The following is a 16,713-nucleotide window of genomic DNA, read 5'->3' on the forward strand; positions in this document are numbered from 1 at the left end:
CCTATCTTAAATACCAAGTCATTCTAGTAACCTTTATATGATGTCCACTTGGTACTCCGTATTGTACATTTTGAAAATCTCCTGTATCATTTATGTTAAGATAATTCGGAGATACATAAGCATAATCTGTACCAAGCTCCTTATTATTAGCATCATAAATTGTGTAATATACTTGTACAGAACTTATGGGCTTTGTAGCTACATTTTTTACTTTTCCACTTACAACAAGATCACCATATTGATTTACAGAAGCGTTGGTTTCAACAACCTGTACAGCATTAGTTCTGTTACTCTTATCTTCTTGTGCAGCAGCTGCCATAGCTTGTGCAATTCTATTCTGCTCTTGTTTTTCAAAATCCTCTTTATGCTTTGTAATTGTGCTTTTAAAAGATATCAACTTTTTATTACTAGCATCATATTTTAGGCCATCTTCTATAGCCGCTTCAGCGCTGGAAAAGTCATTTTTCTTTAAAAATTCATTAGCATTATTATAAGCTACAGTTCCTATCTTTGTCTTAAGAGCCTCTGCTGTATCCTTTGCTTCTTTCACATTATATGCAGATATTTTAGCAAACAGTGCTGATAGCTCTTCAATAGAGTTTTTATTATTCATTTCACTTTTTATCTGAAGAACTGTTACTCCTGTTTTTTTACTTTCTATATTTTTCTTAAGCACATCATAAAAAGCTCCATTACTATTTGCAATGGCTTTCCTGGCACTATCCAGTTCATTTAAAGCTTTGGTATAATCTTGTTTTTTTATAAAGGCCTCAACGTTATTTATATGCTGCTCAACACTTTGGCCATCCTTAACAAAATTTTTGTTTGCTTCAAGTGTCTTGTTATTTGGTCTTAAAGCTAAAGCTTTATCTATTATGGTGGCAGCCTCTGAAATTTTACCCGCAAGGGCCAAATCTTCTGCTTGCTTACGCATGTTTTCAACTTTTGCAGTAACTCTAGTTTCATAGATGTAAAATCCTAAATTTAAAGCTGCAACAGCTACTAGAGAAATTAGGGGAATTAACCAAAGTATCTTTTTCCTGTTTTGCTTAATGGATTGTCCTGATTCATAGGTATTTATAACATTGTTATTTTCTTCTTTATAGTCTGGAAGCACAATTACTTTGTCCATAACAATAGTTTGATCTTCCTGGTTAACATTAGTTTCATCTTTTTCTATAAGGTTTTTAGTAAAGCCCTCCTTAAATACCTGTATATTATCTTTTTCAAGATCTTCATTATTAGAATTTTCTTTTACTTTTGCGCCACAATTATTGCAAAAAATGGCATCATTTTCGAGTTTTGTTCCACATTTATAGCAAAACACGATCATTCCTCCTCTTTTCTGTCTGTATTCTTTTATGTATTCTATACATTTCATAAAAACCCTTCAATAATAATATAAAAAAACAGTGGTAATTTATGCCTATTTGGATTACTTTATGGTATCTTGTAGAATTTTAATGCCTTCGGTATTTAAAAACTAATAAATATTAAAGCTAAAGAATTAAAAAAGCACAGAAGATTTTATCTTGTGTATGAACAACAGATACTTGTGTAAAGAACCATAATTTTCTATGTGTTATTTCATGAAACAAAAAAACCTAAACAATGATATACAAAAGAAAGAGAAAATAGAAAGTAGCATTAAAAGAAAACCACCGCATATTTACGTAAATGCGGTGGTTTTCTTAAATTCAAGTCTTTTAAATTAAACAACATCAATACTTTCACTAATGAACAATTGTTTAAAACAGAGCCTATTAAGTTTGTCATATTGGAACTGTTATATATCCTGTCTATATATGTAGTATAATAACCTAATTGGTTTAATAAGACTTGGACTGTTTTGTGTTTTGTAAATTACCAATAAAGTTCCCATAAATCATGTAGTATAATCAGTGTAATCAGCAGTAAACCATTTAATAGATATACTAAGCTTCCCAGTATCGTCTTTAGGATTTATCTGAAGCTCGTCTGCACTTATATTGCTTCCATTTAACAATAATGCTGTGTTTTCAGCATCATCACAGTAGAAAGTTAAACCTCTAATGTTTTCTAAGGTAGGAGTGAACTTACCGAAGATAGGATCGTTTATATAATTTATATTTATATATGTCTTACCACCTTCAGTTACCTTTTTATATGTTACATATTTATGGATATTAGCATAGTTTAAAAGTCTTGAAGTTTTAGCAACCAGTATCTTACCATTGGATTCATAGTTCTTTAACCTTCTAAGGGATTTTATGTTTGCTTCTGTAAACAAATTCTCTGCATCTACTCCAAAATGCTGTGCTACTATGGAGTATTGCTTATTTTTTATTAGATTATCCAAATTTTCTTGAGTTAGCTGACGATAAATATTTTCAGGAGTCCAAGTCCAGTGAATTTTACCATTTGTTAAATTATTTGTATATCTGTAAAAACCCCAAACCTTTTTATTATCTCTTAATGTAATTTCATAAAGTGGGTAGTCCTGCCCAAAGCTATAGTCAGATATAGAATTCCAAACATACTTTATGCCATTACCTAAAGTCAAATCTGTATGATAATGAGGTGATTTAGGGTTATCTCCTTGCTGATAACTCATGAATTTTGTTGTGCCATAAGCACCAAAGTTTTGTTCATTAGAGGTATTTCCATGATTTATCCAAACTTGTGTTTTAAAATTTATTGATTTATATGTTTCCCAGGCATCCACAGCTAGTTTCCTGTTAAAAAGGGTGCTTTTTTCATTTTCTGTTGAAAAGTCACCGAAAGTGTGAAGGCTGTCTATCCATCCAGCATTAATAAAATGTATTATTTCATCTGCATCATGTTTCTGTGTCTTATCCGTACCCTTGAAAAAGGTCATTGTATTTTCAATGCTGTTGCCATACTTATCTACACTACCTTTCATATTGTCAGCCATGTATAGCCACATAGAGTCTCCAATGTCTAGTCCTAAACCTTCTCCGTAGGGAGTTTGTGCTTTTGTATTTAGAAACTTATGATAAGTTCTAAACTCCTCAGAAGTTGTATCGTCAATATCAGAGCATATAGCTAACATTGCATCATATGGGTAAGGAAACTTTCTTAAATCTTTATTTTTAGTATCTGTATTAGAATCTTGGTCATCATAAGAGTTTAAAACTTTTAAAACAGACACTGGGATTTCATCAGAAATTTTACTTTTTGTATTATGTAAATTCTCTATGTTATTTGGAGCAGGGGATTGTACAATATTTTTATTGGAAAATCTAAAAGCACACGTGTATCCCAATAAAATCATTAAAATAATAAATAAAGTTAAGTATAATCTTTTAGTTTTTTTCATAATTATATACCTCAGCAGCAAAGTTTTTATAAAAGCACATTTTAAATATATTAAGTAATACCATTATTACTTAATTCACAATAAAACTTATTAGTATGTGAATTTACGCTTAAATTATACTACAACAGAAAAATATTTTATTCCACTTTTAGAAGATTTAACTTATAATTAATGTAAAAAGATGCTGATAGTCGAAGGGGTAAAAATTTATTAAAAGGAGAGATGGTGAAACAGTGGGGAGTAGCAGATTTAAAAAGCCACTAATAGTGGTATTTATATCTGCAGCATTGTGTTAGCAGAAAAAAGGGGATTTATCAAATACAGTTACAGCACTCCCAGAAATAATAGAATATTTAAAATCTGGAGGCTATAAATTTGCTAAAATCCCTGAACCATTGGATATTTCTCCGAGCCTGTCATAGGAGGTTTTGTATAATATTATAAATACTAGATATATTGCTAGGTTTTAAGTTTTTTTAAAAAACTTGCTTTATACCAATTAATATTAGTATAATACCTGCGATTATGTTTGCCCTTTTCCCTAGATTCCACCTGTTAAAAAATTCTGTAATATAGTTTCCAGCCCAAAGAGCTAGAAAACTTATTATGGCAGAAAAAAGACCTACAAAGAACGAGTTTAATCCTATCATGCCAGCGCTTAAGCCTCCACCAATATTGTTAACTGATAGGGCGATTCCTAGAAAGGTTGCTTCTTTATAATCAATGTCTTTAGAGTTATCTGCATCTGCATTTTCTGGTTTCATCAATATACTGTAAATTGTGGTACTGTTTTTATCATCAGTTTCATGGATAACAATATTTTCCTTCTTAAAATAAGGTTCTAGTATAATCCATAGTCCAATAACAACCAGTAATATCATACTTATTAAAGAGGCAGTATGATTATTAAAAAAATTAGATATAATTTTTCCAGAAAAAGCGGCAAGAGAGGAAACAAAGAAAGTAATAACTGAAATCCATAGATTCTTTAAGGTTGAAATCTTTATTCCTCGAATACTATATGCAATTCTAACACTTATGTTATCTAGATTATTAGCAAGTGCAATAAAAATTGTATAAATAAAATGCATATCAATTATACCTCTCAAAATCTTTGTACAATTTTATTATATGCTTTCTAGAAAAATATGTGTCTTAATATTTTTTATATAGTTGCTAGCCATTAACATGTATAAGAAAAAATCTTATTCTGCTGTCTCCCCAGCCTAAATCCCATGGAACGTGGTATCTATCTGTTGTATGTGAGTTTACAAGAGGGTAACCATGAGAATCATATGCTGTAACTACAGCAAAGTGGTCTATTTGACCCTTTTTTTCATAACAAACAAGATCCGCTAGGTCAAGTCTTTCAACAGCACCTCTAGAGTAGTCTGGAGTAGCAGCGGTCAGATCCTTAAAAGTACCTACTTTTATAACACTGCCTTTTCCACTGTTCAACAAATAGCGTTTTAACTCACTGGCGTTAATCCAAGCCGTACTCCCTTGGCTGTTACCATATTTTAAATACTCACATCGCCATGTTTTGTCCGTTGGTAGTGCTCCTGCTTCTTTATCGCCTAGCACTTGAGAAGCATAATTTGTGCAATCACCACCAATGCCATTGAAATCCTTATATTTAGCATTATACTTAAAATCATTACCACTACCCCAAGCAGCACCACAGTATTTATCTGCATATTCTACTGCTTTTTCCCTATTATAATAGCGATTCTTTGGGATTTCACGTTGGTTAGATACTGCAGAAACATATTTGGAGTTATAGATCTGTTGAGATGTTTCAGAGGAAACCAAGTTTCCAGTTATCTCACCAGAATAAGCCTGAAGAGCGTCTTCGAAACAATCTGTGTACTCATCATTATAAATCAACAGTTTAGTATCTTTATTAATAAGACTAAGTGTATGCCTTATTCCTACACCAAAAGAATTGGTTACGGGGTCCACATCTGTAGGATAAATATAATCAAACTTATATGTTTCTTCTAGAGCTAACTTTATGGTTTCTTTCGTAGGATATATCTTCTTAATTCTTACAGTAGATTGTATGTTTGTAAATTTTATTCCTCTTGCTTTAGACCAAGTATTTAAATATTTTAAACGTTTCACTTCGTGTTCTAATGCCCATTTACCGTATTTTTCAGATGTATCAAAGTATTCCTTTAAAGATTCCAAATCACCAGTAATAAAGGTACAGGAACGTTTATTATATATGTTCTCAATTTCAGTTTTTAATCCTTCCTTATCATATGGCTCAGCAAATAAGTTAGTAGAAGATTGAAGTGAATAGTTTTCATATTTATTGTTATAAATTATGGGTATTATATTTATACATGCAACTAGAAGAGTATATGTAAATAATCTCTTAATATATTTTAAATATGAATGCAAGCAGGCTTCCTCCTTTTAATTATAAAGATTATCAGTGCTCAATTTAGTATTTACATTTTGAAATTTTTTAATATAATCATAGAAATAAATAATTATACTAAATGGTTATCTATATAACCTAATGTTTACATTTTTCGAAAATGTATTTGAATGATATTGCTTTTTCAAAGTTCTTTGAATTTTGTGCAAGTTGTATACTGAATAAATTGTTAAAAATAGATTATTGCATTGATGTTTTTTATAGATATATTGGGAAAAGTGGGCTATAATAATAGAGCATTATATAAAAGAACGACAAATATTTTATTTTTCTATACATTTTAAACTGTGCTTAAAAGGAGCTGTAAATGTTTATGAATACTAGTAATATAAGAATAATCTATACAATAATTGTTTTTATAGCTTTAGCAGCCTTTGATAACATTATTATAGGATTGTTTCCACCACTTTTTTCTTCTATTGCAAAGGAATTGAATGTACCAGTGTCAGCCTTAGGATTGGTTTCAGCTGCTAATATTTTAGTTACAGCTCTCTCATCAATTTACTGGGGTTATCTTGCAGGAAAATTCAATCGTAAGAGGCTTATTATCATAGGTACCATTTTTTGGTCACTGTCAGTATTTTTAACTTCACATAGCAGTACTTACGTCCAACTTTTTATTTTTCAAATTTTTACTGGAATAGGGCTGGGATGCATAACATCCATTGGGTTTAGTGTTTTAACTGATTATATTCCTCATAGATTCCGTGGAATGTTATTAAGTCTTTGGGGAATGTCACAGGGTTTCGGTGGAATCGCAGGAGCACTAATGGCGTCTCTAGTTGTTCCTGTTGCAAGTTGGAGAAAACCCTTTGAAATTGTTAGTATTATAGGATTCTTATTAATTATCTTATATTTCTTTATAAAAGAACCTGCTTTAGGCGAATCGGAACCAGAATTGAAAGAACTTATTAAAGAGGGCTATGAATATAATTATAGTATAGAATTTAATCATCTGTATGACATTACTTCAAAGGGTAGTAACATTTTACTATTTTTACAGGCATTTTTTATGAATATTACAACTGGAACTTTAATATGGCTTCCAACCTTATATATTGCAAAAATTCAGCAACAAGGATATAGTACTAAAACTGCAATAATTGCCTCTGGATATCTTTTTGCTTTATTTCAAATAGGCGGCTTGACATCAGCTTTTTTTGGCTATCTCGGGGATAGATTTCAGAGGAAAACTTATAAAGGAAGAGCTCTACTCACATCATTTTTTGTTTTTATTATGATGCCTATTTATGTTGTAATGTTTATGCTTCCAATGAATAATCTATCATTACCTAATAACAATGATTCTCTATCAATACTTTTAGCTTTATTAAAGCAAATAATCATAAACCCCTGGATGACATTAATATTTGTTTTGTCTTTTCTTGCAAGTGCAGCGCAATCTGCCAACACACCAAATTGGCTTGCTTTGGTAACGGATGTAAACCTTCCTGAGCATAGAGGAACAGCCTTTAGCATAGCTAACCTTGCTAACGGCTTAGGAAGAACCTTAGGAAATGCTGGAGTTGGTGTTTTACTTTCTATTGTTTCCATACACACAAGAGAACCACAGAACTATATAATTACGCTAGCATTGTTTCAAATGCTTTTAATTCCTTCATCTTTATGCTATATAAAGATGTTAAAGACTAACGTCAAAGATATAAGAGAAGCTAAATTAATCCTTCGTAACCGTACCAAGTTAAATTAGTTTCATAATATTGCTATTAAAAGTTATACTAGGGGAGAAAATTAGACTTTAATGCGTACATAGCTTTATATTATAATAAATATGGTTCTAATTTCCTAGAACCAAGATCTTTAGTGTACTATCCACAGTAATAATGATTTAAAATAGGAGGGTTAGCTAATGACCAAATATAAAAAATACTATTTTGTTTTAATTATTTTTATTTTTCTTTTTACTGGATGTGAAAATCCACTGAGCTCATCAAATAATAAGCAAAGTTCTACATCTCCAAGTACAACGAAAAACTCTGCTTCAAAAAATTCTACACTTCCAACTATAAATAGTGGTGTAAATGCTCCTAATGCTAGTATTATTGTTGGTCCTAGTAATGTTGGAGCATCTATAAAGTTCTCATCAGTTATACAGGCTGGCAACACTTTATATTATTCTAACTGGTCTGATAAAGATAAGATATACAAAATAAATGCAGATGGAACAGGAAAACAAAAAATTAGCGATGATTCTGCATCTGAATTAATTTTATCAAATAATACAATTTACTATAGTAATAAATCTGATTCTTATAAGATTTATTCTATAAATACAGATGGAACAGGTAGAAAGAAATTACTAGATGAGAGAACTTATAATTTAATACTTTTGGGTACTTTTATATACTATATTGGTCCTAATAACACTATATATGCACTGGATGTTAGCAATGGAAGTAAGTCTTCTTTAAATATACAATCAAGATGTTTTGATAGTGATGGAACTAATATTTACTATGAAGACTATTTGATGAATGGCTCATTGAGTAGTATACAGATTAATGGTACTAACAAAACAAAGATTTCTGATGATGCTCCAATGGATATAGTAGTACAAGCTAAAGTAATTTACTATTCTAATGCTGGGGACGGCAATAAACTATATAAAGTTTCCAGTGATGGTACCAATAAAACTAAGCTTAACGACTTTAAATCTATGAATTTAGTGCTTGATAACGGATGGATATATTATATTAATGATTCTGACTATGATAAAATATATAAAATTAAGCTTGATGGAACCAATAATACTAAAGTAAGCGATGAAAGCTTCGTAAAATCTTTTTCAATTGCTGGAAACTTTATTTATTTTAATAAAAAAACAGATTCTACTTCAGCACCTTTTATATATAAGATAAGCAAGTAATGTAGAGTTTTTATAGGTACGGAACTTTTAAATATAATATAAGTCAATGTGATAATGCAGCATAATATTTACTTAAACCGATAAACTAATAGTTAGAATACCGAATAGAAAGGATGAAACTTATGTATTCTAATTCAAGTATTTCTGTGTATAGTGAGATAGGGCAGCTAAAATCTGTTTTGCTTCACTGTCCCGGGGAAGAGATTGAAAATATTGTGCCGGATTATTTACGAAGACTTTTATTTGATGAGATTGCATACTTAAAACAGGCTCGTAAAGAGCATAATGAATTTGCAGATATTTTAAGAAAAGAGGGAGTAGAAGTTCTCTATTTAACAGATTTGATGGCAGAAATTTTGGAGGAGTCAAAGGTTAGGCAGGAATTTTTAACTGAATTTATGGAAGAAGGAAAAGCTACTACAAAAGGACTACAAGAGGCACTTATGGAGTTATTCAGCACTTATTCTTCCCATGAACTTATAAGAAAATGTATAGCAGGAGTTAGAAAAGAAGAACTCAAGGATATTAAGCCAAAATCTTTAGGAGATATGGTGAAAAATCCATATCCTTTCTACCTAGATCCTATTCCAAATTTATATTTTCAAAGGGATCCCTTTGCTTCCATTGGAAAAGGAATTTCTTTAAATGTCATGGCAAATGTAACTCGAAACAGAGAAACTTTATTTGCTAAGTATATTTTTAACTATCATCCTAGATTTAAAAATGTAAAGAGATGGTACAATAGGGACAAGAGGCATTCTGTAGAAGGGGGAGACATTTTAGTTCTTTCTGACAAAGTATTAGCTATTGGAATAAGTGACAGAACAGATGCAACAGCCATAGAAAGACTGGCACATAACCTTTTGAGTTCAGATGAAGAACCTTTTGAAGTGGTTATGGCTTTTGATATTCCGAAAGCACGAGCTTATATGCATTTAGATACTGTATTTACCATGGTGGACTATAATCAGTTTAGTATCTATCCAGGAATTGAGGAGCCCTTAGATATTTATAGTATTACAAAAAAAAAGAATAAGGAAATTAAAATTATTTATGAACATGAAGATTTATCCTCCATATTGAAAAGACATTTACACTTATCCGAAGTAAATTTAATAAGGTGTGGAGACGGGGATCGTATTGCTGCCAGTAGGGAGCAGTGGAGTGATGGAAGTAATACTTTTGCAATTTCACCGGGAAAAGTTGTTTGCTATGATCGTAACTATGTAACCAACGAGGCATTACGAAGAAACAATATAGAAGTATTAGAATTTCAGTCCTATGAACTGTCAAGAGGACGTGGAGGTCCAAGATGCATGAGCATGCCATTGGTTCGGGAGATGTTATAATTATTTTTACAAGAAAATTCACCTTCAGCTCCTAACAAATATTGTTTAGTAGGAAGTTATCAAGGAAAGTTAAAAATTAAAGGTAATAATTTAATATCTAATAATTTAATATCTAATATGGGAGAACATAAAAACACTGAAATAAATTTAGATAGTATAATAAATAGTTTGAATGATTTTGTTAAATCAAAAAAATAGAGAAATTTATATTAAATTCAGCAGGTAACTTCTTTTAGGTTTTCTAAAAGTTACCTGCTTTTTAACTATAATAAAATTTCGGTGTAGATTAGAGCTTATAGATTCTAATTAATTTTAGTGCCTATTATTTTTATTTATATAAGTATGTAATTTAATGATATAATGTTAAATAATTAATATGTAGTGGTAAATTATTCTAAACTAACAACATTAAAAAATTGTTAAAATTGAAATAAGAAAAAGGAAGTGATTGCTATAATAAAGAAGAATTTTTAAACCAACCGAATATTTCTAAATATTTAAACGGAAATTTCAAGATAAAATGATATCAAGAGAAATGAATATTCTAATGAAAAAGAGTTTATTATGAGCTGGTATATATAAATTAAACGAAATCTTTATGAAAAATTACATTATAACAAATGCTGCATTGTGGCAAGATATATATTAGTACTTACATAGAGTAAATAATTACTTTTAAATGAGGTGTAACAATGATTTCTAATTTCTTAATAAAAAAATTTATAAGAGAATATTCTGATGTTAAAAACAAAAAAGTGAGGGACAAATATGGGTACCTTGGTGGAATAGTAGGAATCTTAGTAAATGTACTTCTCTTTGGTGTTAAATTTACTATAGGAATGGTTGTAAATAGTATTGCTGTTACCGCTGATGCCTTTAATAATCTCTCTGATGTAGCTTCATCCATTGTAACTATTTTTGGCTTTAAGCTATCTAGTAAACCTGCAGACAAAGAACATCCTTTTGGACATGGTCGAATTGAATATATTTCTGGATTAATAGTGGCCTTTTTAGTATTATTAGTAGGATTTGAATTTGTTAAGAGTTCTTTTGATAGAATTAAAAATCCTACTCCTGTGGAATTTTCTTTTGTACCCTTTATCCTATTATTAATTTCTATATTATTTAAAGTATGGCTTAGTAGATTCTATAAGAATGTAGGAGAGAGGATAGATTCCTCTGCACTTAAAGCTTCCGGTGTGGATGCTCTTAGTGATGTAGTTTCTTCTGCAACAGTGGCATTTTCTCTTTTGATTTCTAGATTTACTTTAGCACCCATAGATGGATACATAGGTATGGTTGTTTCTGTTGTTATTCTTTATGCTGGATATAAGTTAATAAAGGATACTTTAGATCCACTTCTTGGCTCTGTACCAGATAAGGAACTTGTGGAAGATATCCAAAAAATGCTTTTAAATTATGAATACATAGACGGAGTTCATGATTTACTAGTCCATAATTATGGTCCAGGAAGAATCATTGCATCTATTCACGCTGAAGTTCCTTTAAATATATCAATAGTTAAAATACATGAAATCATAGATAGAGCAGAGAAAGAAGTATCTGCAGCCCTTGATATTTACTTAGTAATACATATGGATCCCATTACTGCTGATGATAAGGAAATATTAGATGCTAAAAAGGAGCTTATAGAAGCTCTAAAAGCTGTCCCTATAGTAAAATCCTTTCATGATTTTAGAGTAGTAGGTGAAGGCGAAAATAAAAATTTAATTTTCGATGTGGTAATTGATGCTGATCATATACTTACAAAAGATAAGGAACTTAAATTGCAAAAGGATATAAATTTAAATTTAAAAAAGCTACATCCAAATTATAATGCAATTATAACTGTAGATAAAGATTATTTAGGTGTACAAAAATTAAGTAGTGAAGACTAGTATCCTATGTATTTTAAATGTTTAAAAATATATTCCAGGTAGTTATATCCAGCACACCGCATATAGTACAAGTTCTTCACAGCACTCCTTAAATTTGTAGCTTACAAACTGTTGATCTTTATCAGTTCTTATAACAGGTTTTACAACAAATCAATGCATCTTACATACTTAATATTGCATGTTGAAAGGAATCTATAGCTTAGATTTATAAAATTTAATACAATGAAATTGTAAAGAGCAGGAGGTGTTGGGTTTGAAAATAATTATTTTAAATGGAAGTCCAAAGTCAGAAAAAAGTGTTACAATGCAATCAATGAAATATTTACAGCAAAGTTATAAAAACCATGAATTTGAGTATGTGAACATTTTAAAAGAAGTAAAAAGATATGAAGAAGACAAGGAAGAATTAGAAAAGCTGTGTAAAAAAATTGAAAGTGCAGATGGTATTATATGGGCTTTTCCACTATATCATACTTTAGTACCTTCCCATTATAAAAGATTTATTGAATTAATATTTGAAAATAACTTAACAGATTATTTTTCGGATAAATATACTAGTGTGTTTTCTACATCTATTCATTATGCAGACATTCATGCACACAATTTTATGAGGGCAATCTGTGAGGATTTAGGTATGAACTATGTAGAATATCTATCCCATGAAATGTATGATTTAACAAAAGAAAAGGGAAGAAGGGAACTTAAATTATTCTTTGAAAATTTACTGATTTATATTAATGAAGGTCTAACTACTAATAAATTATTTAAACTCTTAAGTAAAAGTATCTTTAAATACAAGTCAGGTGAAACAGATAAATTTATCCATACAGCTAAAAAAATAATTATTGTAACAGATGCAGAAAAAGAAGATCATAACATTAATGAAATGATTGATAAGTATAAAAGTTATTTTAAAAATCCAGTAGAAGTGTTTAATCTTCATGATGTAGATATAAAAGGTCCTTGTTTAGGTTGCTGTAAGTGTGCTGCAGAAAATATATGTGTTTATGATGATAAAGATGGTTACCGAAAATTTTTAGATTATATTATTAAAAATGGAGATATAATTATTTTTGCAGGAACTATAAAAGATAGATATTTATCCTCACGTTTTAAGCTTTATTATGATAGAAGCTTTTGCTATAATCATATTCCTTTCTTAAAAGATAAGCAAATAGGCTATATGATTTCGGGTAAATTAAGTGAACATCAGAATTTAAGGCAAATACTAGAATTATATACTGGAGAAGATAGAAATTTAATTGGATTTGTTACTGATGAAAGTGAGGATAGTGATATTATAGATAAACAAATATATACTTTTGCTAAAATGGGTGTAAGCTACTGTGAAAGAAATTATTTTAAATCAGAAACCTTTTTGGGTGTAGCTTCGAGAAAATTGTTTGCTGATGCCATAGAAGGAGAATTAGGAGCCATATTTGCAGCTGACTATAAATACTACAAAGAAAATGGAATTATGAAAAAAATATCCTTTAAGCAGAAAATGCAGGGGAAAGTTATGAGATACTTTATGGGAAAAGAAAGATTCAGGAAAGAGGTACAGAAAAATATGATTGATTATATAATTGCTGGTCATAAAAAAGTTATTGAAAAAGGTAGGGAGTAAAATAATGATCAATAGTTTGAAAGTAACTTTAAATGTAACTCTAGGATTTGTACCTTTAATATTTCTTTGGAGTATTTCAAATAAATTGGGACTTATTTTAGGCTTAGCTTCTATTTTAATACTATTTGCAAAAAATATAATAAATAAAAATATAGGAATTATGTCCAGTGTGTTATTAGCCTACTTTACTATTTATAATATACTATATTTTTATTTTGATATGGACTTTATTATTCAATATAGATATTTAACTTCTTATGTAGTACTAGCTTTAATGGGGTTTGTTTCTATTAGGATAGGAAAACCTTATACCATGTATGAGGCTAAAAGCGGATATAGAGAAGGTTTTGGGGAATCTCCATTATTTATAGAGGTTAATGTTTTGATAACAAAAATATGGGCAACAATTTATTTAATTAATGCTATTATAGAATTAATGGGACATAACACTATTACTATTATCGTTATGAATATACTAGTAGCTCTAGGAGTTACATTATCCATTATAATTCCAGGGTTACTTCCAGAAGCTTAAAGTAAAAGAGGTTTTTATATGGAGATGGATGTAATTTGCTCAGAAAATATTAGAAGAATATTAGAAGAAATTCTTACTAATCGTAAAATAAGGATTATTAAAGATGCTAAGGTGTGTATCATTGAAAAAGGATTTGATTTAGAAGCAGGCAAAATAGGCATATATTTTGATATGACAACTATAAATGTTTTAATTGACTATTTAGACCAAATATCAGTGAGCAAAGAAGAGGTTAAAAATATAATCACAGGAAGATGTGAGGAAGATGAGCTTAAAGTACTGACTTATGATAATATTTATTATTTTGAAGCCATGGGCAATGATGTTTTTTGTATGACAAAAGATAAAAAATATAAAGTGAAGGAAAAGCTTTATGAATTAGAAGAAAAGTTAGAAAATAAAGGCTTTATAAGAGTAAGTAAATGTTTTATTGTAAATATAGTCAAGGTAGATCGTATCATTTCCTGGTTTAATAGTAAGCTAATATTAAAAATTATGGATATAGATGAAGAAGTTTATGTTACACGAAAATATTTAAATGAATTCAAAAAATTTCTTGGATTTTGAGGTGTTTTAAGTATGAAAGAGAATTTAAAGGATTTTTTATTTAATTTATTAATATCTATATTTATTGGATTATTTGTTGGTATGGTTCAAATAACTGCTATAAATATGGACAGTGAAACTGTAGCCATACTAGTTATGAGTTCAATAATTGGAGGCGTTATTGGAACAATTTCTAGACTTGTTTTCATATATATATTTGAGATAAAACGAAAGAATGTAAAGCTAGCATTTATATCAGTGTTTATTATAATAGGAGCTATTTCCTGTATACCATCTGTTTATTATTATTTAGTTGAAAATGCTAATATTTCTATAGTGGAGTTAGTACCAATTTTAGTATCAGCAGAGCTTCTTGGAATGAGCTTTTGTTATTACTCTTATAAAAGGTGTTTGGAGCTTAATTTAAAACTCACAAATAAAAAACAACAGTTAACAAGTAATGATTAAGAAAAAGCATTCCAATACATAACGTGGAATGCTTTTTATTTGAATTTTTTCCATGTGGGTATCAGGTTAGTACATTTAAGTTATTTTATTTTGCCAATTGATATATTAACACGATAGTTACCATAACTTAAAATTTCATCTAATATATTCATAAGTTCTTCTTCGTTTGATACATTTACCTTTAGTAAATAACACCCATCACCACTTATGCGATTTCCTTCTAACACTTCTGGTTTTTCTTTAATGAAATTTTGAAAAGATAAATGATCAGTGGTTTTCATAAATACAGTAATAAAAGCAATTAAGTTTTTACCTAGTTTGTTTTGATTTAAATTAATAGTATAGCCTTCAATAACCCCTAAATCTTCCATTCTACGTATACGATTTGCAACGGCTTGTCCTGTTAAATGAACTAATTCTCCAATTTCTCGCCACTGGATTCGAGAGTTCTTCTTTAATAAAGATAATATATGAAAATCAGTTTGATCAAGCATAGTTTATAATTTCCTTTCACCATTCAATTTATAACGAGCTTTTATTTTCTCCAGTAAATATGAATATATCATATAATAAGTATATCATATGCTTTGGAGGTATCGATAATGAAAATTAGGCTAGTTAGGCATGCAACTTTACTTTTAAATATTAAAAATAAAAGAATTCTAGTTGATCCAATGCTAAGTCCAGCAGGTACAATTGAGGCCATACCTAATGTTTGCAATACTAATAAAAACCCATTAGTAAAACTACCTATTGACCTACATAAAATTGTTAATGTTGACGCAATTCTTTTAACACATATGCATAGAGATCATTTTGATGAATTTGCAGCTCAATTAATTCCCAAGCATACACCAGTATTTTGCCAGCCTGAAGATAAGAAGAAGGTAGAATCAAAAGGATTTTTTACTGTTATTCCTATTGAGCAACTTTATATATGGGAAGGTATTAAAATTAATCGTACTGGTGGACAACATGGTACAGGAAAGATTGGAAAAGAAATGGGCGCAGTTTCAGGCTATGTTATTACTGCTCAGAATGAACCTTCTCTATATATTGCAGGTGATACTATTTTGTGCTCAGAAGTTGAAGGAGTGTTGAAAACATATAAACCACAAATAACTGTTGTTTTTGCTGGAGCAGCTAGATTTAGTGAAGGAGACGCTATTACAATGACAGAGGAAGATATTTATAATCTTTGTAGGAAAGCACCTTATACAAAAGTTGTTGCTGTTCACATGGAAGCATGGAATCATTGCACTCTTACAAAATTAAAACTAAAAGAGTTTTTAGAAAAACATGCACTAAATAGACAAGTATATGTACCTAATGATGGAGAATATAGAGCTTATTAAAAGTTGTAAGGGAAAAGTGCATTACGTTAAAAAAGGAGAGATAGGCAAAACTCCAGAAAGTATGACTATTCTCCAACTAAATCACATTTAAACAGCGATGGCATTGTAAAGATATTCTTCTTTAAGGGGAATCATTAGGCTTACGATTGGTAACTGTTATGCCAAGCACGTTGGCCATCATCCCTGACCCAAGACTTGCGGCAAGTCCCCATAATAATTCGAACTGCCATAAAGACTTCATAAGCCTTTTTTATATTGTTTTGCTATAGCTATAGAAAAATTT

Annotated in this window: 14 protein-coding genes; 9 read left to right on the forward strand and 5 right to left on the reverse strand. The window is 29.9% G+C overall.

Annotation, left to right across the window (positions count from 1 at the left end):
- Position 1 precedes the first annotated feature (1 nt).
- From HGI79_RS00535 to HGI79_RS00550, 4 genes are all read right to left on the reverse strand, one after another.
- On the reverse strand, positions 2-1,381 hold the full coding sequence (locus HGI79_RS00535; protein ID WP_185648766.1) for an FxLYD domain-containing protein: 1,380 nt from the start codon (positions 1,379-1,381) through the stop codon (positions 2-4).
- 504 nt (positions 1,382-1,885) lie between these two features.
- Entirely contained in the window at positions 1,886-3,319 is a 1,434-nt protein-coding gene (locus HGI79_RS00540; RefSeq protein ID WP_241428103.1) for a hypothetical protein, read from the reverse strand.
- A 476-nt stretch (positions 3,320-3,795) separates the two neighbouring features.
- The gene (gene ytaF / locus HGI79_RS00545) at positions 3,796-4,410 is read right to left on the reverse strand and encodes a sporulation membrane protein YtaF (RefSeq protein ID WP_185648767.1); all 615 of its coding nucleotides are present in this window, start codon (positions 4,408-4,410) and stop codon (positions 3,796-3,798) included.
- 85 nt (positions 4,411-4,495) lie between these two features.
- Positions 4,496-5,725, reverse strand: a complete 1,230-nt coding sequence (locus HGI79_RS00550) for an amidase domain-containing protein (protein WP_207725661.1) — start codon at positions 5,723-5,725, stop codon at positions 4,496-4,498.
- 347 nt (positions 5,726-6,072) lie between these two features.
- On the opposite strand from HGI79_RS00550, the gene HGI79_RS00555 reads away from it, so the two are divergent.
- The 8 genes from HGI79_RS00555 to HGI79_RS00590 all read left to right on the forward strand — a co-directional run bounded on the left by HGI79_RS00555 (position 6,073) and on the right by HGI79_RS00590 (position 15,075).
- On the forward strand, positions 6,073-7,476 hold the full coding sequence (locus tag HGI79_RS00555; RefSeq protein WP_395939485.1) for an MFS transporter: 1,404 nt from the start codon (positions 6,073-6,075) through the stop codon (positions 7,474-7,476).
- 159 nt (positions 7,477-7,635) lie between these two features.
- A complete protein-coding gene (locus HGI79_RS00560; protein ID WP_185648769.1) occupies positions 7,636-8,652 on the forward strand; it encodes a DUF5050 domain-containing protein in 1,017 nt (338 codons plus the stop codon).
- Between the two features lie 122 nt (positions 8,653-8,774).
- Positions 8,775-10,001 carry an arginine deiminase gene (arcA, locus tag HGI79_RS00565; protein WP_185648770.1) on the forward strand — a complete coding sequence of 409 codons (1,227 nt, stop codon included), beginning with the start codon at positions 8,775-8,777 and terminating at the stop codon, positions 9,999-10,001.
- A 692-nt stretch (positions 10,002-10,693) separates the two neighbouring features.
- Complete coding sequence (locus HGI79_RS00570) at positions 10,694-11,899, forward strand: cation diffusion facilitator family transporter (protein WP_185648771.1); 1,206 nt, start codon at positions 10,694-10,696, stop codon at positions 11,897-11,899.
- 244 nt (positions 11,900-12,143) lie between these two features.
- The gene (locus HGI79_RS00575) at positions 12,144-13,526 is read left to right on the forward strand and encodes an NAD(P)H-dependent oxidoreductase (RefSeq protein WP_313885161.1); all 1,383 of its coding nucleotides are present in this window, start codon (positions 12,144-12,146) and stop codon (positions 13,524-13,526) included.
- A gap of 4 nt (positions 13,527-13,530) precedes the next feature.
- On the forward strand, positions 13,531-14,061 hold the full coding sequence (locus HGI79_RS00580) for a hypothetical protein (RefSeq protein WP_185648773.1): 531 nt from the start codon (positions 13,531-13,533) through the stop codon (positions 14,059-14,061).
- Between the two features lie 18 nt (positions 14,062-14,079).
- On the forward strand, positions 14,080-14,628 hold the full coding sequence (locus HGI79_RS00585; RefSeq protein WP_185648774.1) for a LytTR family DNA-binding domain-containing protein: 549 nt from the start codon (positions 14,080-14,082) through the stop codon (positions 14,626-14,628).
- Between the two features lie 12 nt (positions 14,629-14,640).
- The gene (locus HGI79_RS00590; RefSeq protein ID WP_185648775.1) at positions 14,641-15,075 is read left to right on the forward strand and encodes a hypothetical protein; all 435 of its coding nucleotides are present in this window, start codon (positions 14,641-14,643) and stop codon (positions 15,073-15,075) included.
- 80 nt (positions 15,076-15,155) lie between these two features.
- Here the strand turns inward: HGI79_RS00590 and HGI79_RS00595 are convergent, their stop codons facing one another.
- On the reverse strand, positions 15,156-15,569 hold the full coding sequence (locus tag HGI79_RS00595; RefSeq protein WP_185648776.1) for an Lrp/AsnC family transcriptional regulator: 414 nt from the start codon (positions 15,567-15,569) through the stop codon (positions 15,156-15,158).
- A 108-nt stretch (positions 15,570-15,677) separates the two neighbouring features.
- Between HGI79_RS00595 and HGI79_RS00600 the strand changes: the two genes are divergently transcribed.
- Positions 15,678-16,430: an MBL fold metallo-hydrolase gene (locus HGI79_RS00600; RefSeq protein WP_185648777.1), complete on the forward strand. Its 753-nt coding sequence runs from the start codon at positions 15,678-15,680 to the stop codon at positions 16,428-16,430.
- Positions 16,431-16,713 lie beyond the last annotated feature (283 nt).

This window comes from Clostridium sp. DJ247 (genome assembly GCF_014231265.1).